At 74.2% G+C, this 18,899-nt stretch carries 18 protein-coding genes; 10 read left to right on the top strand and 8 right to left on the bottom strand.

The genetic code is table 11. The features are described from left to right. Window positions 1–2 precede the first annotated feature (2 nt). On the bottom strand, window positions 3–299 hold the full coding sequence (locus ASG41_RS24105; RefSeq protein ID WP_200938721.1) for a DUF6882 domain-containing protein: 297 nt from the start codon (window positions 297–299) through the stop codon (window positions 3–5). Between the two features lie 71 nt (window positions 300–370). Between ASG41_RS24105 and ASG41_RS04435 the strand changes: the two genes are divergently transcribed. From ASG41_RS04435 to ASG41_RS25035, 3 genes are all read left to right on the top strand, one after another. Beyond that, window positions 371–2,446 (top strand): hydantoinase/oxoprolinase family protein, encoded by a 2,076-nt coding sequence (locus ASG41_RS04435; RefSeq protein WP_056290573.1) that lies wholly within the window; start codon window positions 371–373, stop codon window positions 2,444–2,446. After that, window positions 2,443–4,308 (top strand): hydantoinase B/oxoprolinase family protein, encoded by a 1,866-nt coding sequence (locus ASG41_RS04430; RefSeq protein WP_056290571.1) that lies wholly within the window; start codon window positions 2,443–2,445, stop codon window positions 4,306–4,308. The genes ASG41_RS04435 and ASG41_RS04430 overlap by 4 nt, the downstream gene beginning before the upstream one ends. Before the next feature lie 354 nt (window positions 4,309–4,662). Next, a complete protein-coding gene (locus ASG41_RS25035) occupies window positions 4,663–4,794 on the top strand; it encodes a hypothetical protein (RefSeq protein WP_255352958.1) in 132 nt (43 codons plus the stop codon). Here ASG41_RS25035 and ASG41_RS04425 read toward each other — a convergent pair. The 4 genes from ASG41_RS04425 to ASG41_RS04410 are packed head-to-tail and all read right to left on the bottom strand — an operon-like array spanning window position 4,791 to window position 8,619. Then, window positions 4,791–5,390, bottom strand: a complete 600-nt coding sequence (locus ASG41_RS04425) for an SGNH/GDSL hydrolase family protein (protein ID WP_056290568.1) — start codon at window positions 5,388–5,390, stop codon at window positions 4,791–4,793. The two genes, ASG41_RS25035 and ASG41_RS04425, sit on opposite strands and share 4 nt — an antisense overlap. A gap of 41 nt (window positions 5,391–5,431) precedes the next feature. Then, window positions 5,432–6,379, bottom strand: a complete 948-nt coding sequence (locus tag ASG41_RS04420; RefSeq protein ID WP_056290565.1) for a phosphotriesterase — start codon at window positions 6,377–6,379, stop codon at window positions 5,432–5,434. After that, a complete protein-coding gene (gene xylB, locus ASG41_RS04415) occupies window positions 6,376–7,869 on the bottom strand; it encodes a xylulokinase (protein WP_056290562.1) in 1,494 nt (497 codons plus the stop codon). Before xylB ends, ASG41_RS04420 begins: the two co-directional genes overlap by 4 nt. Window positions 7,870–7,887: 18 nt before the next feature. Continuing rightward, on the bottom strand, window positions 7,888–8,619 hold the full coding sequence (locus tag ASG41_RS04410) for an SDR family NAD(P)-dependent oxidoreductase (protein ID WP_056290559.1): 732 nt from the start codon (window positions 8,617–8,619) through the stop codon (window positions 7,888–7,890). A gap of 136 nt (window positions 8,620–8,755) precedes the next feature. Here ASG41_RS04410 and ASG41_RS04405 point away from each other — a divergent pair, with 136 nt between their 5' ends. From ASG41_RS04405 to ASG41_RS04385, 5 genes are read left to right on the top strand one after another with little or no spacing between them, the layout of a single operon-like run. Then, entirely contained in the window at window positions 8,756–9,364 is a 609-nt protein-coding gene (locus ASG41_RS04405; RefSeq protein ID WP_056290556.1) for a glucose-6-phosphate isomerase family protein, read from the top strand. Beyond that, window positions 9,361–10,014 (top strand): bifunctional 4-hydroxy-2-oxoglutarate aldolase/2-dehydro-3-deoxy-phosphogluconate aldolase, encoded by a 654-nt coding sequence (gene eda / locus ASG41_RS04400; RefSeq protein ID WP_056290553.1) that lies wholly within the window; start codon window positions 9,361–9,363, stop codon window positions 10,012–10,014. Before ASG41_RS04405 ends, eda begins: the two co-directional genes overlap by 4 nt. A 5-nt stretch (window positions 10,015–10,019) precedes the next feature. Then, window positions 10,020–10,979: a shikimate dehydrogenase gene (locus tag ASG41_RS04395; RefSeq protein ID WP_200938720.1), complete on the top strand. Its 960-nt coding sequence runs from the start codon at window positions 10,020–10,022 to the stop codon at window positions 10,977–10,979. Further along, window positions 10,976–11,938, top strand: a complete 963-nt coding sequence (locus ASG41_RS04390) for an NAD(P)-dependent oxidoreductase (RefSeq protein WP_056290549.1) — start codon at window positions 10,976–10,978, stop codon at window positions 11,936–11,938. The genes ASG41_RS04395 and ASG41_RS04390 overlap by 4 nt, the downstream gene beginning before the upstream one ends. A 32-nt stretch (window positions 11,939–11,970) precedes the next feature. Continuing rightward, the gene (locus ASG41_RS04385; RefSeq protein ID WP_056290545.1) at window positions 11,971–12,834 is read left to right on the top strand and encodes a MurR/RpiR family transcriptional regulator; all 864 of its coding nucleotides are present in this window, start codon (window positions 11,971–11,973) and stop codon (window positions 12,832–12,834) included. 69 nt (window positions 12,835–12,903) lie between these two features. On the opposite strand, the gene ASG41_RS04380 is transcribed toward ASG41_RS04385, so the two are convergent. The 3 genes from ASG41_RS04380 to ASG41_RS04370 form a co-directional block, all read right to left on the bottom strand. Continuing rightward, window positions 12,904–13,902, bottom strand: coding sequence for a sugar ABC transporter substrate-binding protein (locus ASG41_RS04380; RefSeq protein ID WP_056290542.1), 999 nt, complete (start codon window positions 13,900–13,902; stop codon window positions 12,904–12,906). A gap of 144 nt (window positions 13,903–14,046) precedes the next feature. Next, window positions 14,047–15,042, bottom strand: coding sequence for an ABC transporter permease (locus tag ASG41_RS04375; protein ID WP_056290539.1), 996 nt, complete (start codon window positions 15,040–15,042; stop codon window positions 14,047–14,049). Then, window positions 15,039–16,580 (bottom strand): sugar ABC transporter ATP-binding protein, encoded by a 1,542-nt coding sequence (locus ASG41_RS04370; RefSeq protein ID WP_056290536.1) that lies wholly within the window; start codon window positions 16,578–16,580, stop codon window positions 15,039–15,041. The genes ASG41_RS04375 and ASG41_RS04370 overlap by 4 nt, the downstream gene beginning before the upstream one ends. Before the next feature lie 135 nt (window positions 16,581–16,715). On the opposite strand from ASG41_RS04370, the gene ASG41_RS04365 reads away from it, so the two are divergent. Next, window positions 16,716–17,402, top strand: coding sequence for an HAD family phosphatase (locus ASG41_RS04365; RefSeq protein ID WP_056290534.1), 687 nt, complete (start codon window positions 16,716–16,718; stop codon window positions 17,400–17,402). 129 nt (window positions 17,403–17,531) lie between these two features. Further along, window positions 17,532–18,866 carry an ATP-dependent 6-phosphofructokinase gene (locus tag ASG41_RS04360; protein WP_082556562.1) on the top strand — a complete coding sequence of 445 codons (1,335 nt, stop codon included), beginning with the start codon at window positions 17,532–17,534 and terminating at the stop codon, window positions 18,864–18,866. Window positions 18,867–18,899: the final 33 nt, after the last annotated feature.

Raw genomic sequence — 18,899 nt, 5'->3', positions numbered from 1 at the left:
CCCTACTGCTCGCCGAACCCGCGCAGCCAGCGCGCCAGGTCGGTGACGTCGTCCGACCAGCCCTGGGAGGCCCAGGACCACAGCCAGGACCGCGGACCGGGCGCCGCGGACCCGAGCAGGTGCACCCGGGTGCAGACGAGCTCACCGACGTGCTCGCCGGTGCCGCCGCCGAAGACGAAGCGGCCGGTGGCGAGGTCGACGTCCCAGCGCCGGTCGCCGACCACCTCGGCCAGGTGCAGCTGCGTCTCGAAGGACAGCAGCGCGGCGTCGTTGCACAGGTCGGCGAGGGTGAGCGTCACACCGACACCCTGACAGGGTGGGACCGCCCGGACCCTTCCGCTGCAGATGTCTCACCACTAAGGTAAATCCCATGACGAGCAGGCGCGTACGCATCGGCATCGACACCGGCGGCACCTTCACCGACGTGGTCGCGGTGGACGAGGAGACCGGCGCCACCACGACGACCAAGACGCCCTCCACCCCGGGTGACCCCGCCGACGGCTTCCTGGCCGGCGTCGAGAAGGTGCTGGGCATGCTGGGCCTGGACGGCAGCGCCGTCACCGCGGTCAGCCACGGGACGACGGTGGCCACCAACCAGCTGCTCGAGGGCAAGCTGGACCGGATCGGCTTCATCACCACCGAGGGCTACGCGTCGGTGCTGGAGATCGCTCGGCAGTCCGTGCCCGACGGCTACGGCAACTCCTACTTCTGGGTCAAGCCGCCGCGCATCGTGCCCGCCGACCTGGTGAAGACCGTCGGCGGCCGGCTGGACCACACCGGTGCCGAGGTGCGGCCCTTCGACCGCGAGCAGGCCGTCGCGGCCGCCCGGTTCTTCGCCGACGCGGGCATCACCACCGTGGGCGTCTGCTTCCTGCACGCCTACGCCAACGACGCCCACGAGCGCGCCATGCTCGACGTGCTCCACGTGGAACACCCCGAGTGCGTCGTGTCGATCAGCTCCGGCGTGCTGCGCGAGTACCGCGAGTACGAGCGCTCGGTGACCACGCTCGTCGACGCCGCGGTGAAGCCCAAGGTCGCCGCCTACGTCACCAACATCCGGCACCGGCTGGACACCCTGGCCCCCGGCGTGCCGTTCTACGTGATGAAGAGCAACGGCGGCGTGCTCAGCGCCGAGGAGGTCGTGCACCAGCCGATCACCACCATGCTGTCCGGCCCGGCGGCCGGCGCCCTGGGCGCCGCGCTCATCGCCCAGACCGCCGGCTTCGACCGGATCCTGACCTGCGACGGCGGCGGCACCTCCACCGACGTCACCGTGGTCATCGACGGCGAGCCCGCGCTCACCACCGAGGGCACGGTCGGCGACTACCCGTCCAAGATCCCGATGATCGACGTCGTGACCGTCGGCGCCGGCGGCGGCTCCATCGCCTGGCTGTCCCCCGAGGGCACGCTCAAGGTCGGCCCCCGCTCGGCCGGCGCCGACCCGGGCCCGATGTGCTACCCCAGCCGCGGCCCGGAGCCGACCGTCACCGACGCCCACGTCGTCCTCGGCCGGATCCCCCCGCACCTGCTCGGGGGTGAGATCCCGCTGTCGGTCGAGGCCGCCCGCGGGGGCCTGGAGACCCTCGGCGGGAAGCTGGACCTGACGCTGGAGGCCGCGGCCACCGGCATCCTGGAGATCTCGGCCTGGAACCAGGCCAACGCGCTGCGCCAGGTCACCGTGGCCAAGGGCCTCGACGTCCGGGACTTCACCCTCACCACGTTCGGCGGCTCCGGCTCCCTGCTCGCCTGCCGGCTGATGGACGTGCTCGGCCTGCCCCGCACCCTGGTGCCGCCGAACCCGGGCAACGTCAGCGCGTTCGGGCTGCTCACCGTCGACGTCCGCAACGACTACGTGCAGACCATGGTCACCCGGCACACCGCGCTGGACGCCGACGCCGTGGGCACCGCCTTCGCCGCCCTGGAGGACCAGGCCGCCCGCGCCCTGGACGGCGAGGGCTTCGGCCGCGCCGAGCAGCGCATGCAGCGCACCGCCGACCTGCGCTACGTCGGGCAGGCCTTCGAGGTGCGGGTGCCGGTCGCCGAGGGCACCCCGGACGCCGCCGTCCTCGACGACGTCGCCACCGCCTTCCACGCCGCGCACCGCCAGCTCTACGGCTACGACTTCAGCCTCGACCCCCGCCAGGCCGTGGAGTGGGTGAACCTGCGGGTCAGCGGCATCGGCCCGATCCGCCGTCCGGACCTGGTCGCCCTGCCGGACCGCACCGAGGGGTCGGTCGCCGACGCCGTCTCCGGTTCCCGGCCGGTGTGGTTCGACGAGTGGCTGGACACCCCGACCTACTGGCGGCCGGACCTGCAGCCCGGGGACGTCGTCGTCGGGCCGGCGATCGTCGAGGAGTTCGGCTCCACCGTCCCGGTGCACCCCGGCTTCGTGGCCACCGTCGACTCCTACGCCAACCTGCTGCTCACCAAGGAGGCCGCGCTGTGACCGCTCCGAAGACCGCCGCCGACCCCGTCCTCGTCGAGATCGTCGCGGGCACCCTGGCCGCCATCGAGATGGAGGTCGAGACGGCGATCGGCCGCACCTCCCGCTCCCCGATGATCCGCGACGCGCACGACTTCCGCGCCGGGATCCACGACCGGCAGCTGCGCAAGCTCACCGGCCGGTCCTACTCGGCGCTGGTCCAGCCGGTCGTCCGGGACTACCCGATCGACGCCATGAACGTGGGTGACGTCTTCTTCCACAACGACGTCTACCTCTCCGAGGGCGGGATCGGCCACCTGCCCGACCTGTGCGTCACCGTGCCCGTGTTCGCCGACGTCGACGGCCGCCCCCAGGTGGTCGCCTTCGTGCAGGCCTTCGGCCACCACGACGACATCGGCGGCGCGGTGCCCGGCTCGATGCCCTCGGCCGCCACCTCGATGTTCGAGGAGGGCCTGATGGTCCCCCCGATCAAGCTGTGGGACCGCGGTGTGCCCAACGAGTCCGCGCTCAAGATCATGACCCGCAACTCGCGGATGCCCGACTCGCTGGCCGCCGACCTCGACGCCGAGTGCTCGGCCTGCCTGTCCGGCGCCCGCCGGCTCGGCGAGCTGTTCGACCGGTACGGGGTGGAGGCGGTCGAGGCCTGCTTCGACGCGATCCTGAGCAACTCCACCGAGGTCTACCGCAAGGAGATCCTGTCCCAGATCCCCGACGGCACCTACGTCTGGGAGGACTACGCCGAGCACGACGGCGTCGACGAGCCGATGCTGCACCGTCAGCGGATCACGCTGACCATGGACTCCACCGCCGAGGTCCCGCTGGTCATCGACTTCACCGGCACCGGCCCCCAGGCCAAGGGCCCGATCAACCACTGCGGCGACTACTCCGACGGCAACTTCCTCAAGAAGTGGCTGGCCCCGGTGCTGCGCAACCTGGCCGCCACCCCGGAGCGGATGGCCCAGCTCGACGTCAACGAGGGCGTCGTCCCGCTGATCGAGATGCGCTTCCCGGAGAAGGGCACGCTGCTCACCCCGGTGTTCCCCGCCCCCACCAACGCCCGCACCTTCGTGATCCTGCGCCTGCTGGGCGTGCTGGCCGGGGTGCTGGCCAAGGCCACCGGCGGCCGGATGCCCGCCGACCAGGAGACGATCCGCTACACCGGCGTCTACGGCACCGACGCCGACGGCGAGTCCTACCTCATGCGCGAGGTCCTCGGCGGCGGGTCGGGTGGCCGCTACTACGCCGACGGCGAAGACACCATCCACGTCGTCCCGGACAGCCGGAACCTGCCCACCGAGTTCACCGAGGGCCGCTTCCCGCTGCGCATCGAGGCCCTCGGCCTCGCGCTGGACTCCGGCGGCCCCGGCCGCTACCGGGGCGGCTGCGGCTACGAGAAGCACATCCGGGTGCTCCGCGACGCGCACTTCATGTCCATCGCAGACCGCTCGATCCTGGCCTGCTGGGGCGTCAAGGGCGGCAAGGCCGGCCGGCCGTTCCAGATCACCGTCGACCCGGGCGGCCCCGACGAGCACGAGGTCGACGCGCTCGCCGACGCCGAGCCGCTGACCGCCGGCACCGTCGTCCGGGTCCGGACGACGGGTGGCGGTGGCTGGGGCGACCCGCTGGAGCGCCCCGTCGAGGAGGTCCTCCAGGACATCGCCTGGCTCAAGGTGAGCGTCGAGGGCGCCCGCCGGGACTACGGCGTCGTCGTCGACGACGAGGGCGACGCCGACCTGACCGCCACCGACGAGCTGCGTGCCTCGATGCGGGCGGAGCGGACCGGCGACGAGCCGTTCTTCGACCGCGGCCCGGGCTACGCGACCCTGTCCGGCGGGGCGGCGTTCAACGAGTTCGACGTGCTCTGAGCCCTCCCCGCTCCCCGACGGCGCCGGTCCCCCACCGTGGGGGCCGGCGCCGTCGTCGTGGTGCGACGTCGTCGTAGGCGTCTGCGCCGTGGTCGTGCACGTCTGCGCCGTCGTCGCGCTGAGTGGCTGAGCCGCCCAGCTGGGGGACGGMCCGCGGTAGACGGTGGCTGGACCGCCAGCTGGGTGGCTCAGCCACCTGGCGCGGCGCCGGCGTCCTCRCGCTGCGCGGCTGAGCCGCCCAGCTGGGGGACGGACCGCGGTAGACGGTGGCTGGACCGCCAGCTGGGTGGCTCAGCCACCTGGCGGGGCCGGGTTCCGGCTGCGGCGGCGGCGCGGGGCGGGGAGGCTGTCGGGGTGACCGAGCCCGAGAAGGACGACGCCGAGACCCAGCTGCACGCCGGCCCCCGCGACGAGGGCGGCGAGGGCGGCATGGCCACCCGCGAGCTCAAGGCCCACGAGGCCGAGGAAGGGGAGCCGCAGGGCTAGGCGGCGTCCCGGGCGCGGGCGATCGACCGGACGACGGGCAGCAGCGCCTCGGCGATGAGCGCGTAGCCCGAGGACGACGGGTGGAACCGGTCGGCGGAGAACAGCGCCGGCTGGGCGCGGAACCGCTGGCCCAGCTCCTCCCCGATGGGCACGGCCACTCCCCCGGCGGCCCGCACCGCCTCGGTCTGCTGACGGCGCAGCTCCCCGCTGGCCGTGGACACCATCGCCTGGAACGACGGCGGCACCCAGGGCACGGTGGACAGGTCCGGCGCGGGGACGACGAGCACGTCGGCGCCCAGCAGCCGCAGGTCGCGGACGGCGTCCCCGAGCTGGCGGGCCGCGGTGGCCGGCGGCACGAGCCGGGTCAGGTCGTTGGAGCCGACGACGACCAGCGCCAGGTGCGCCCGGGTGACCTGCCGGACCTGGGTGGCCAGCCCGGCCGACGTCGCCCCGGGGACGGCGACCACCTGCAGGGCGGCGTCCACGCCGTCCTCGGCCAGGGCCCGGACCAGCCGCGGGCCGATCGCGTCCGCGGGCACGGCCGCGCCGGTGCCGAACGCGATGGAGTCGCCGAGGACGACGAGGGAGAGGCTCACACCACGGAGAACGGGTACCGGTGCACTGCTGTTCCGGGTGCTCAGGCGGACAGCTGCAGCAGCCGGGCCGGGTTGGTGACCGTGATCGCGTGCAGCACGTCGTCGCCGAGGGCGGCGGCCACCCGCGGGGAGAACCGGCGGGGCAGGTAGTCCAGGCCCGGCATGCCGCCGTAGGCGCGGTACCGGGAGGCCCGGGCGACGTCGCCGCCCAGCAGCACCCGGTCGGCGCCGACGGCGTCGACGGTGGCCTCCAGGCAGGCCAGCAGGACGGAGTCCGGTGCCTCCCGGTGCCGGGCCGCGCCGTCGTAGCCCAGGTGGGCGCCGCGCTGGGCCAGCGAGGCGTGCAGCCCCGGGTCGGGGTTGCGGTCCACGTGGGCCAGCACCACCCGGTCGGCGGGCAGGCCGTCCGCGGCGAGCAGGTCGAGCACCTCGTGGGCGGCCGAGCCGTGGTCCAGGTGCACCATCACCGCGACGCCGGTCGCCAGGGCGGTGCCCGCGCAGGCGGTGAGGACGCGGCGGCCGAAGTCGTCCACCGACCAGTAGCGGGCCGCGCCCTTGACGATCCCGGCCCGCACCGGCGCCCCGCCCGGCGTCCGGGCGAGCGCCCCGTCGGGCAGTCGCAGGCCCTCGTGGACGTCCGCGGTGAACCGGGCGGTGAGCTCGTCGACGGTGCGCCCGAGCAGCGGGTGCCCGGCGGCGTAGTGCCCGGAGTGGTGGGCCCCGGTGGTGTGCACGACGTGCAGCCCGCAGGCGGCGCTGATCCGGGCGACGGCGTCGGGCCGGGCACCCAGGTCGCTCGGGGTGGCCTCGATCATGGCGGTGGTGCCCGCCGCCACCAGGGTCGCGGCCTCCTCGCCGGAGCGCGCCTCGTCCTCCAGCTCGTCACCGGCCAGCAACGGGGACACCTGGAAGAGGTGCTCGTGGTAGTCCGTCACGCCCAGGACGGCGGGGTCGACGTCGCCCAGGACGGTGCGGACGGCGGGGGTCACCGCTGCGCGACCTGCTCGAACCAGGGTTCCAGCCGGCGGTAGGCGTCGGTGAACAGCGGGTGCGCCTGGGCGTAGCGGGCGGACCGCTCGGGGTCGGGCTCCCGCCGCGACGTCCGGCGGGACATCGTGCGGGCGACCTCGAAGTCGGCGAAGACGCCCACCCCGACGCCGCCGACCACGGCGGCCCCCACCGACGTCGCCTCGTCGACGAGGTCCCGGGAGGACACCGGCACGCCCCACACGTCGGCGAAGACGCGCAGCAGCAGCTCGGCGTGGGCCGCACCGCCGATGGCGTCGACGCCGGTGACGGGCACCCCGGCGTCGGTGAAGGCCCGCAGGCCCGAGAGCAGGGTGAAGGCGACGCCCTCCAGGACCGACCGGACCAGGTGCCCGCGGCCGTGGTGGACCTGCAGGCCGACGAAGGCGGCGCGGGCCCGCGGGTTCCAGTACGGGGAGCGCTCACCGAGCAGGTGCGGCAGGAAGAACAGCCCGTCGGTGGCCGCCTCCACCTCGGCGGCCTCCAGCAGGCGCTCGTACCGGTCGGCCTGGCCGGGGGCCAGCACGTCGGTGACCCACTGCAGCGACGCCCCACCGGCCTGCATGGTGGCGGTGGGCACGAAGGCGCCGGGGACGACGTGGTTGAACGTCATCGACCGCATCTGCGGGTCCAGCACCGGGGCCGCCGACGCCACCGACACCCAGGAGGAGGAGCCCAGGTAGGCGTAGGCGCCGGAGTCGGCGTCCACGATCCCCGCGCCCAGGGCGGCCATCGGGCCGTCCCCGCCGCCGATGACGACGGGGGTGCCGGCGGCCAGCCCGGTGGCCCGGGCGGCGTCCGGGGTGACCGTGCCGACGACGGTCGTGCTGGGCACGATCTCGGGCAGCAGCGACGCCGGCACGCCGGCGGCCTCCAGCAGCTCGGCGGACCACGTCCCGGCACCCTGGTCGTAGGCGTTGGTCCCGGAGGCGTCGGAGGGGTCGGTGACCCGCACCCCGGTGAGCCGGGCGACGAGGTGGTCCTTGGGCAGCAGGACGGCGGCGGCCCGGGCGAAGACCTCGGGCTCGTGCTGCCGCAGCCAGGCGATCTTGGGCAGCGTGTAGGTGGCGTTCAGCCGGTGCCCGGTGATCGCGTAACCGCGCTCCAGGCCGACCCGCCGGACCAGCTCCTCGGCCTGCGCCGTTGCCCGGGTGTCGGCCCAGATGACGGCCGGGCGCAGGCTGCGGTTGGCGTCGTCGACGAGGACGGCGCCCATCATCTGGCCGGAGAAGGTGACGACGTCGACGTCCCCGGCCGGGGTGCCGGTCTGCTCGAGCAGCTGCCGGGTGGACCGGCAGACCGCCGCCCACCAGTCCTCGGGGTCCTGCTCGGCCTTGCCCCCGGGGCCGAAGTCCACCGGGTAGGCCGCGGTGACGGAGGCGACGAGGCGGCCGTCGTGGTCGACGAGGGTGGCCTTGTCCCCCGTGGTCCCGAGGTCGTGGGCGATGATCATCTGGTCTCCGTCGCGCGCTCAGCGCAGCGACGACCCCCCGTCCATGAGCAGTTCGGCGCCGAGGAAGTAGCCCGCGTCGGGCCCCAGCAGGAACGCGACGGCCCCGGCCACCTCGGCGGGGGTGGCGAACCTGTCGAGGACGGTGTCGGCCTTCCAGAGCTCGTGCATGTGCGCCTTGAGGTGGTTGAGCGGGGTGTCCACGTAACCGGGCGACACGGTGTTGACCCGGACGCCGCGCGGGCCCCACTCGACGGCCAGGGACCGGGTCAGCGCGCTGACGGCGGCCTTGGACGAGTTGTAGGCGCTCTGCTTCTGCGGGTGGTTGACGACCGCGTTGCCGCTCATCGAGGCGATGTTCACGATCGACCCGCCGCCGCGGGCCAGCAGCTCGCGCCCGAAGGCCTGCGAGGCGATGAAGACGCCGCGGATGTTGACGCCGTAGACGGCGTCGAACTGCTCGACGGGCATGGTCTCGGCGGCGACGTCGTCCTCGACGATGCCCGCGGAGTTGACCAGGTCGACCGGTCGCCCGTCCTCGGCGTAGAGCTGCGCGACGATGGCCGCGATCGACTCCGGCGAGGTGAGGTCGGCTTGGAAGCCGGGGACCCCGGCGGGCAGCCGGTCCAGGCCGGTGACGTCGAGGCCGACCGGCTCGGCACCCTCGGCCAGCAGTCGCTCGACGATGGCCGTGCCGATCCCGCCGGCCGCTCCGGTGACGGCGACCCGTCGTCCGCTCAAGCTCGCAGTCATCCCTGCTCCTCCGCGATGTGGTTAGGCAGACTACATCCTAAGCCCATCAGAGTGTGATCCGGCGAACGCCCAGCCCCGGTCTTGGCCATCTCCCCCTGAGTCTGTGTAGTTTGACTACAGACCCGAGGAGGAGAGCGTGAGTCCCACCATCAGCACCCCGGCCCGCATCGAGATCGCCGTCGACGGTCGGATGACCGGCGCCACGCGGGTCTACCGCAAGCACCTGGGCGACATGGACGGCGTCTACGCCGACCCCGACGCCTACGCAGCCGCCCTGGCGCGGGACGGCGCCGACCAGCTGGTCTACGACGTCCACGAGCACCGCTACGGCTCCGAGCCCGGCGCCCTCATCGTCGGCACCAGCACGCTGCTGCCCGGCCGCTACGGCGAGGAGTTCGCCGTCACCCGTGGGCACCTGCACGCCGTCGCCGACCGGGCCGAGCTCTACCACTGCCTCAGCGGCCACGGCGTCATGCTGCTGGAGACCCTCGACGGCCGGTCGGAGGCCGTCGAACTGCGCGCCGGCCAGGCCGTCGACGTGCCCGGCCACTGGGTGCACCGCAGCGTGAACGTCGGCACCGAGCCCTTCGTGACGCTGTTCTGCTACGCCGCGGACGCCGGCCAGGACTACGGCGTGATCAGCGAGGCCGGCGGCATGCGCGACCTCGTCGTCGCCGACGGCGAAGGCGAGGGCTGGACCGTCCGCACCAACCCGGCCCACCGCGGCTACCGGGCCGGCTCGTGAGCGCCGACGTGACGCCGGCCCTGCGGGCGCTGCGGGTCGTGCCGGTCGTGGAGATCAGCGACGCCGACCACGCCGTGCCGCTGGCCCGGGCGCTGACCGCCGGCGGGTTCCCCGCCATGGAGGTCACCCTGCGCACGCCGGCCGCCCTGGACGCCATCGCCGCGGTCGCCGCCGAGCTGCCGGACTTCCTGCTGGGCGCCGGCACGCTCCTCACCCCCGGGGACGTCGACCGGGCCGCCGCCGCCGGGGCCCGCTTCCTGGTCTCCCCCGGCCGCACGGGAGCCCTGGAGACCGCCGCCGCGGCGACCGGGCTGACCTTCGTCCCGGGCGCCGTCACGGCCTCGGAGGTGATGGCCGCGGTCGACGCGGGGCACCGGCTGGTCAAGTTCTTCCCCGCCGCGCAGTCCGGCGGGGCCGCGGCGCTGGCCTCCCTGGCCGCCCCGCTGCGGGCCAGCGGGGTCGGGTTCATGCCCACCGGCGGCATCCGGCTGGAGAACCTCCCCGAGTACCTCGGCGTCCCCGAGGTGGTCGCCGTCGGCGGCACCTGGATCGCCCCCCGGGCCCTGGTCGACGCCGGCGACTTCACCGGCATCACGGCCCTGGCCCGGACCGCGCGGACCCACATCGACTCACCCGGGGCGCCCGCGTGACCCCGGTGACCCGCACCCCGGGCGACCTGGTCCCCGCGGAGCGGCCCACGTTCTACTTCATCGGCGTCACCACCGGGTCCTCCTCGATCCGGACCGTCTTCCCCCGCTGGGCCGTCGAGCTGGGGCTGGGCGACGTCGAGCTCGTGGGCATCGACATCACCCCTCACGCCCCGGCCGAGCAGTACCGGGAGGTCGTGGACTTCCTGGCGGCCGACCCGCTGAGCCTGGGCGCCCTGGTGACCACGCACAAGATCGACCTGTACGAGGCGGCCCGGGACCACTTCGCCGAGGTCGACCCGCTCGCCCGGCTGATGGGCGAGGTCAGCTGCCTGTCCAAGCGCGGCGGCGGGCTGCGCGCCTCGGCCAAGGACCCCTGGTCCTCCGGGCTGGCCATCGACTCCTTCGCACCCCCGGAGCTCTTCGCGCGCGAGCCCCGCGAGGTGTTCGTCATGGGCGCCGGCGGCTCCGCGATCGCCATGGACTGGCACCTGAGCCGGCCCGAGCGGGGCGCGGCCCGGCCGGCCGGCGTCGTGGTGTCCGACCGCGGGTCGGCCCGGCTGTCGGTGCTGGCCGACGTCCACCACCAGGTGGCGCCCGACGTCCCGCTGCGCACCGTGACCGTGCAGGGCGCCGGCGACAACGACGACGTGCTGGCCGGGCTCGGCCCGGGGGCGCTGGTCGTCAACGCCACCGGGCTGGGCAAGGACGCCCCCGGCTCCCCGCTGGGCGCCGGCGCACGGTTCCCCGAGCGGGCCCTGGTGTGGGAGCTGAACTACCGCGGCGACCTGGTCTTCCTGGAGCAGGCCCGCGCCCAGCAGCAGGACCGGGCGCTGACCGTCGAGGACGGCTGGACGTACTTCCTGCACGGCTGGACCCAGGTCATCGCCGAGGTGTTCGACGTCGAGATCCCCACCAGCGGCCCCCGCTTCGACCGGCTCGCCGAGATCGCGGCGACCACCCGGTGAGCGACCTGCCCAGCCGGGGACGGGTGCTGGTCACCCCCCGGTCGATGACGGCGGCAGGTGTGGCCACGCTGCCCGCCCTGCGCCCGCTCACCGAGGCCGGCTACGAGCTCGTGTCCGGCCCGCCGGGGCGACAGCCCACGGCCGCCGACCTGCACGAGGTGGCGGACGGCGTGGTCGGCTGGGTCGCCGGCGTCGAGCGGATCGACGACGAGGTCCTCGCCGCCTTCCCCGACCTGCGGGCGATCAGCCGCAACGGCGCCGGCGCGGACGCGATCGACGCCGCCGCCGCGGAGCGCCGGGGCGTGCAGGTGGCCACCGCCCGGGGCGCGAACGCCCGCGGCGTCGCGGAGCTGGCCTTCGCACACGTGCTGGCCGGGCTGCGCGGGCTGCCGCTGGCCGACCGGGTGCTCCGTGAGGGCGGGTGGGCGCGCACGCCGGGCCGCGAGCTCCCCGACCTGACGGTCGGTGTCGTGGGCTTCGGGGCCATCGGGCGCACGCTGGCCGGCTTCGCGGCCGCCTTCGGGGCCCGGGTGCTGGTCAGCGACCCGTTCGCCCGGGTGCCCGAGGGGCCCGGCGCGCCGCGCCAGGTCGCACTGGACGAGCTCTTCGCCGGGTCCGACGTCATCAGCCTGCACGCCCCGCCGCCCGCCGACGGGACGGCGCTGGTCGGGGTCGCCCAGCTGGCGACCGTCCCCACCGGCGCCGTGCTGGTCAACACCGCCCGCTCGTCCCTGGTCGACGACGCCGCGGTGTTGGCCGCCCTCGAGTCCGGCCGGTTGTCCGCCTACGCCGTGGACGCCTTCGAGTCCGAGCCCCCGGCCCTCACGCCCCTGCTGCGTCACGAGCGGACGATCCTGTCCCCGCACCTGGGCGGGTACACCGACGCCAGCGTGCGTCGGGCCACCGAGCAGTCCGTGGTGAACTTGCTGGTCATGCTGGACTCCGGGCCGCCGGAGTAGACCCAGCCGCCGGCACCGGATCAGGAGTGGACATGCCCTTCGACCCAGGGGTCCCGTTGCTGGAGCACATCGCCACGATGCTGCCCTCGCTGCGTCCCTCCGAGCGCCAGGTGGCCAACACCGTCTCCGAGGACGCGGCGTTCGTGGTCGCCTCGACCATGGCGGCCGTGGCCGAGGCGGCCGGGGTGAGCGAGCCGACCGTCATGCGGTTCTGCACCAGCCTGGGGTTCGACGGCTTCCAGCAGTTCAAGCTGGCGCTGGCCCAGAGCCTGGCCCTCGGACTGCCCTCCACGCTGTCCGCCATCTCCGCCGAGGACAGCGTCAGCGAGCTGGCGACCAAGGTCTTCGACCACACCATCAGCAGCCTGGACCGCACCCGCCGCTACCTGGACGCGGTCTCCCTCGGTGCCGCGATCGACGCCATCCTCGGCGCCACCTCGATGACGGTGGCCGGGCTGGGCGCCTCGGGCGTGATCGCCCTGGACGTGGAGCAGAAGGCGGTGCTCTTCGGCGTCCCGTGCTCGGTGCCCTCGGACTCCCACCAGCAGTTCATGGCCGCCGCCCTGGCCGAGCCCGGCCAGGTGTTCCTGGTGGTGAGCAACACCGGCTCGACGTCGACGATCCTGCAGATCGCCCGCCGGGCCCGGGACAACGGGGCGACCGTCGTGGCCATCACCGGTGACGAGACCAGCGAGCTGGCCGGCATCGCCGACGTGACCATCGCGGTGAAGACCTTCGAGGACACCGACCGGGACACCCCCACGGTCAGCCGGATCGCCAGCCTGGTGATCGTCGACGTGCTGGCGACCGCGGTGTCCCTGCGCCGCGGTGCGGCGCACGCCGCCCGGCTGGCCTCGATGAAGGAGCAGCTGGCCGCCTTCCGCCGGCTCACCTGACGCCCCCCACACGACAGGACGGGCCGCCCCCCGCGCAGGGGGCGGCCCGTCCCGGTGGGGAGGCAGCGGTCAGAAGACGCTGTTCTCGTCGTAGAACTCCTCGGCGTTGTCGCAGCCGACGCCCGCGCCCTCGATGAACTCCTCGGCCTCGAAGTCGCCGGCCTCGGCCTCACCGGTGGCCAGCTGCAGCGCGATCTCCAGCGCCCGCTCCGTCGCCGCGGACGGCGAGTTCAGCCCGGTGGCGGCGTACTGGCCCTCGCACCCGCCGTCCAGGATCGCCTGGATGGCCTCCTTCTGGCCGTCCACGCCGGCGACGAGGGTCGTGGTGTTGGCCTGGTCCTGCAGCACCGTGAGGGCACCCAGGGCCATCGCGTCGTTCAGCCCGAGCACCAGGTCGACGTCGGGGTTGGCGGCCAGCACCGACTCCGTGGCCGGGACGGCCTCGTCCTGGGAGTAGTTGCCGGTGGCCTCGGCGACGACGTCGACGGTCAGGCCGGCGGACTCCAGGCCCTCGATGAAGCCCTGCTGGCGGGCCGGCCCGACGATCTCGTCGTTGGGTCCGCCGTTGATGACGGCCAGGCTCACCGTCTGCCCCTGCTCGAAGCGCTCCGCGGCGATCTCGCCGGAGTCGCGGCCGATGGCCGCGTTGTCCGAACCGACCGAGGTGACGCCGACCTCGGGGATGCCGGTGTCGATGAACAGCAGCGGCACCTGGTCGGCCAGGGCCTCGAGCTGGGAGCGTTCGGTCTCCGGGCTGATGGCGTTGACCACCAGCACGTCGGCGCCCTGGGAGAGCATCGTCTGGGCCTGGTCCAGCTGGGTGACGGGGTCACCGCTGGCGTTCTGGAAGAGCAGGGTGAAGCCCTGCTCCTCGGCGATGTCCTCGGCCGCGGCCTGCATGGCCGAGTAGTAGGGCGCGTCCAGCTGGCGCTGCAGGAAGCCGATGGTCACGTCCTCGGGGGAGTCGGCGCTCCCCCCGCTGCTGCTGTCGCTGTCGCCCACGCTGCCGCAGGCGGTGAGGGCGAGCACGCTCGCGGCGACCACGGCGGTGCCGATGCGTCGGTTCATGGGATCTGTGCCTCTCTGACGGGTGGTGCCGGGGGGTGGTGCGGGAGGTCGCGGGTACAGCTCGGGCACACCCGGCAGCGAGGTGCGGTGCGGGTGTGGGAACGGGGTCGACCGGGGTGGCGCCCCGGTCGCGGGGGACGGCGGTCAGCGCCGGGAGCCGGTGCCCCCTCGGGAGAACCGGAAGGTCGTGAGGACCACCGCGAGCAGGATCAGGCCGCCGCGGAAGGCGTCCTGCAGGAACGTGGAGACGTTGAGCAGGACCAGCAGGTTGGTGATGACGGCGAAGATCAGCGTCCCCACCACCGCGCCGAAGACGCGGCCCTTCCCGCCGGCCAGCGCGGCCCCGCCGATGACGACGGCGGCGATGGAGTCCAGCTCGTAGAGGTTGCCGGCGGTCGGGGTGCCGGCGCCGACCCGGGAGGCCAGCAGGAAGCCGGCGAAGCCGACCATCACCCCGGCCATCGCGTAGACGGCGACCAGGGTGGCCTTGACCGGGACCCCGGAGGCGTGGGCGGCGTCCTTGCTGCTGCCCACGGCGTAGACCCGGCGGCCGAAGACGGTGCCCCGGGCCAGGAAGGCGATGGCGACGGCCAGCCCCAGCCAGATCAGGCCGATCACGGGGAACCCGGCGACCGTGGCGGTGGCGATGCTGCGGAAGTCCTCGGCCTCGGGGCGCACCGGGCTGCCCTCGGTGTAGGCGTAGACCAGGCCGCGGGCCAGGGCCAGCATGCCCAGGGTGACGATGAAGGGCTCCAGCCCGCGGAAGGCGACCAGGTAGCCGTTCAGCGTGCCGATGAGGGCGCCGACGGCGATGGCGACGACGACGGCGAGCACGACGCTGCTGCCACTGAAGAGCCCGGCGGCCAGCACCCCGCTGAGGCCCACGACGGAGCCGACGCTGATGTCGATGCCGCCGGTGAGCACGATGAGGAACTGGGCGAGGGTCACGATGCCGATGACCGAGGTCTGCAGCACCAGGTTGGTGAGGTTGCGCGAGGTGAAGAAGGCGTCACTGCTGAACCCGGCGATGACCAGGAGCACGAGCAGGATGTAGAGCGGGTACTGCTCCTTGGCCCAGCGGCCGAACCCGGCGCGGCCCGGGGAGGGCCGCCGCGAGGGGGCAGCGGTCACGTCGGTCATGCGGTGTCTCCTCCGAGGGCAGCACGGATCAGGTCGTCGGTGGTGCTGGTGGCGGGCCGGAACTCGTCGACGAGCCGGCCGTCGCGCATGATCAGCACGCGGTTGCAGAGCACCAGGGCCTCCTCGGCCTCGCTGGTGACGACGAGGACGCCGCGCCCCTGCGCGGCGAGGGCCCGGACGATCTCGTAGATGTTGGCGCGGGCACCGACGTCGATGCCCTTGGTCGGCTCGTCCAGGACCAGCACCTGGGGGGCGGCCTCCAGCCACTTGGCGAGGATGACCTTCTGCTGGTTGCCCCCGGACAGGGTCCGGGTCAGCGTGCGGGGGCCGCCCTTGACCTGGAACTCCCCGATCAGCTGCTGGACGCGGCGCCGCTCGGCGCCGCCCCGGAGCACCCCCCGGGTGGCGAAGGCCGGCAGGGTGGACAGCGTCATGTTCTCGCCGTTGGTGAAGGCGGGGACGAAGCCCTCGCGGCGGCGGTCCTCGGTGAGGTAGGCCAGCCCGGCGCGCAGTGCGGCCCGCGGGCTGCGGGCGTCGACGTCCCGGCCGCGCAGGCGGACCCGGCCCGCCAGCCGGGGCTGGTGCCCGGTGATCGAGCGGGCCACCGACGAGCGACCACTGCCGACCAGGCCGTAGACGCCGACGACCTCGCCGGGCCCGACCCGGAGGGTGACCTCCCGCGCGGAGCCGGCCGCGAGGTCCTCGACCTCCAGCAGCGGCTCCTCGTCGGGGCGGACGGGGAGGGACAGCGGCTCCAGGGCGGCCACCGACTCCCCGATCATCAGGTCGATGACCGCGCCGGGGGTGGTGTCGGCGGTGCGCAGCACGTCGACCAGCCGGCCGCTGCGCATGACCGCGATCCGGTCGGCCATGGCGAAGACCTCGTCCATCCGGTGGGAGACGAACACGACGCACACCCCGGCGGCCCGTTCCCGGTCCACCAGGTCCAGCACGTCGCGGAAGTGCTCCTCGGTGGTCGACGCCGTGGTCTCGTCCAGCAGCAGGACCCGGTGCTCGACGACCTGCGTGCGGCTCAGGGCCAGCATCTGCCGGGGGCCCGGGCCCAGCTCGCGGGCCGGGGTGTCGGGGGAGACGTCGGTCAGCCCGACGGCGTCCAGGGCCCCGCGGGTGCGCGGGTCGCTGCCCCGGCGCAGGCGGCGCCAGGGGCGGTTGGACCCCGCGGAGCTGATCCGGCGGAGCCAGACGTTCTCCTCCACGGTGAAGTCCTCGATGACCAGCGGCTCCTGGTGCATCAGCAGGACCCCGGCGCTCTCGGCGTCGGCGGGGCTGGTGATCGGCGTGGACCGCCCGGCGATCTCCACCCGGCCGGTGGAGGGCTGCTCCTGCCCGGCGATCATCTTGGCCATCGTCGACTTGCCGGCGCCGTTGGCACCGCAGATGGCCAGCACCTCCCCGGGGAAGGCCTCGAGGTCGATGTCGGCCAGGGCGGTCACCCCGGGGTAGGACTTGCCCACCCCGCGGAGGGCGAACGCCGGGACGGCGGCACCCTGGGGGTGCTCGCGCAGTGCCTGGGTCACGGATGCTCCCTCCACGATGTAGTCGGACTACCTAACGATAGGTGTCGCGCGCCACAAACCGCAAGGAGGGTGGCCCTGGAGGCCTGTCGTGGAGTGCCGGACGTAGTCTCGCTACGCAGGGCGTACCGTCCCTCCATGCGCGTGAGCAGCACCGGGACGGCGTTCCTGTGGGACATGGACGGGACGCTCGTGGACACCGAGCCCTCCTGGGCGGCGGCCGAGCAGCAGCTGGCACGCGCCCACGGCGTCACCTGGGGGCCGGCGGAGAGCGCGGCCACGGTGGGGCAGAGCCCGGCCCGGACGGCGGCGGCCCTCACCCGGGCCGGGGTGGCGATGACCCCGCAGGAGGTCCTCGCCGTCCTCGTCGGCGCGGTGGCCGGCGAGGTGGCCCGGGGCGTCCCCTGGATGCCGGGCGCCCTGGAGCTGGTGCAGGAGTGCCGGACGGCCGGCCACGCGACCGCACTGGTCACCTCCTCCCCCGCCGCCATCGCCGACGCCGTCGCGGCCGCGGCGGCCGAGGCCTCCGGTGGCGCCCTCTTCGACGTGGTGGTCACCGGCGACGACGTCGCCCACCCCAAGCCCGACCCCGAGCCCTACCTGCTCGCCGCCCGCCTGCTGGGCCGGTCGCCGGAGCGGTGCACCGCCGTGGAGGACTCCGCCCCGGGGACCGAGTCGGCGGTCGCGGCGGGCTGCCGCGTGGTGCGCCTGGGCGGCGCCGGCCCGGACGAGCGGCCCGTCGTCCGCACGTGGGCCTCGCTGTCCGGGCGGACGCTGGCCGACCTCGAGGACGGGTGGCCACCGACGCCGTCCCCGGGGGCCTGAGCAGCCCGTCGGCGAGGCGCGCCGCGGACGCCCACCAGCGGGTCAGACGTCTGGGACGTCCACCTCGTTCGTGCAGGTCACGGGCGAGGCGGGTGTCACAGGAGGCTGGTCGCCGGGCAGACTGGCACCGTGGACACGGTGGAACAGCTCGAGCTGACGGCAGCCGACCTGGCGGTGCGCACGCTGGGCGAGCTGACCGTGCACTCCCCGCTCGACGGTGGCCTGCTGGAACGCGGTGAGTCGATGCACTACGTCGGCGAGCACGACCGGGTCCTCGTCGACGGCACGCTGGGGGTCGCGATGAAGCGCGGCGTCCCGGTGGAGGAGCTGCCCACGTTCGAGCCGGGCGGCCCCCGCCGGATGCTCTTCTTCGACCCCAAGCGCACCAAGGTCGGCATCGTCACCTGCGGCGGGCTGTGCCCGGGGCTCAACAACGTCATCCGCGGGCTCGTCGACGAGCTCGCCGAGCACTACGGGGTCACCCAGGTGCTGGGCTTCCGGGACGGCTACCAGGGGCTCACCCCCTCGGGCGCGGAGCCGATGGTCCTGACCCCGGAGTCGGTGCGCTGGATCAACCAGCAGGGCGGCACCGTGCTGGGCACCTCCCGCGGTGGGCACGACCCCAAGGTGATGGTCGAGACCCTGCGGCTGCGCCGGATCGACGTGCTCTTCGTCATCGGCGGCGACGGCTCGCTGCGCGGGGCGCAGACCATCGCCGAGGAGGCCCAGCGGCGTGGGCTGCCCATCGCCGTCGTCGGGGTGCCCAAGACGATCGACAACGACATCCCCTGGATCGACCGCAGCTTCGGCTTCCAGACCGCGTTCGGGCGGGCCGCCGAGTCCATCCGCGCGGCCGCGACCGAGGCGCGCTCGCACCCCGGTGGGGTCGGCCTGGTGAAGCTGATGGGCCGGCACTCCGGCTTCATCGCCGCCTACGCCACACTGGCCAGCGACGACGTCGACCTGGTGCTCATCCCCGAGGTCTCGATGCCGCTGGAGGGCGAGCGCGGGGTGCTGGCGCACGTGGAACGCACCCTGGACCGGCAGAACCACGCGCTGATCGTCGTCGCCGAGGGCGCCGGGCAGGAGCTCTTCCAGGGCACCGGCGCCACCGACCCCTCCGGCAACGCCAAGCTGCACGACATCGGCACCCTGCTGCGCGACAAGCTCACCGCGCACCTGGCCTCGGTCGGCAAGCAGTTCCAGCTGCGCTACGTCGACCCCGGGTACGCCATCCGCAGCGTGCCGGCCAACAGCCACGACTCCGTCTACTGCACCCGGCTGGCCCAGGCCGCCGTGCACGCCGCCATGGCCGGCCGGACGGCGGCCGTCGCCGGGCGCTGGCACGGCCGCTTCGTCAACCTGCCGATCCCGCTGGTCACCCGGACCCGCAACCAGGTCGACCCCCGCGGTGACCTGTGGCTGTCGGTGCTCGAGGCGACGGGGCAGCCGGTCCACGTCTGAGCCGGGGCCCGGCCGGCCCGGGGTGACCGAGCC

It is taken from the genome of Modestobacter sp. Leaf380 (assembly GCF_001424485.1).
In the GTDB taxonomy this organism is placed as follows: domain Bacteria; phylum Actinomycetota; class Actinomycetes; order Mycobacteriales; family Geodermatophilaceae; genus Klenkia.
This window is presented reverse-complemented; position numbering and strand designations above follow the sequence as displayed.

What these genes read in the sequence shown, in the direction of transcription:
- ASG41_RS04435 (WP_056290573.1), top strand. Translation starts at nt 371, where the DNA reads ATGACGAGCAGGCGCGTACGCATCGGCATCGACACCGGCGGCACCTTC.
- xylB (WP_056290562.1), bottom strand. Translation starts at nt 7,869, where the DNA reads ATGATCATCGCCCACGACCTCGGGACCACGGGGGACAAGGCCACCCTC.
- ASG41_RS04410 (WP_056290559.1), bottom strand. Translation starts at nt 8,619, where the DNA reads ATGACTGCGAGCTTGAGCGGACGACGGGTCGCCGTCACCGGAGCGGCC.
- ASG41_RS04385 (WP_056290545.1), top strand. Translation starts at nt 11,971, where the DNA reads ATGCCCTTCGACCCAGGGGTCCCGTTGCTGGAGCACATCGCCACGATG.
- ASG41_RS04380 (WP_056290542.1), bottom strand. Translation starts at nt 13,902, where the DNA reads ATGAACCGACGCATCGGCACCGCCGTGGTCGCCGCGAGCGTGCTCGCC.
- ASG41_RS04375 (WP_056290539.1), bottom strand. Translation starts at nt 15,042, where the DNA reads ATGACCGACGTGACCGCTGCCCCCTCGCGGCGGCCCTCCCCGGGCCGC.
- ASG41_RS04365 (WP_056290534.1), top strand. Translation starts at nt 16,716, where the DNA reads ATGCGCGTGAGCAGCACCGGGACGGCGTTCCTGTGGGACATGGACGGG.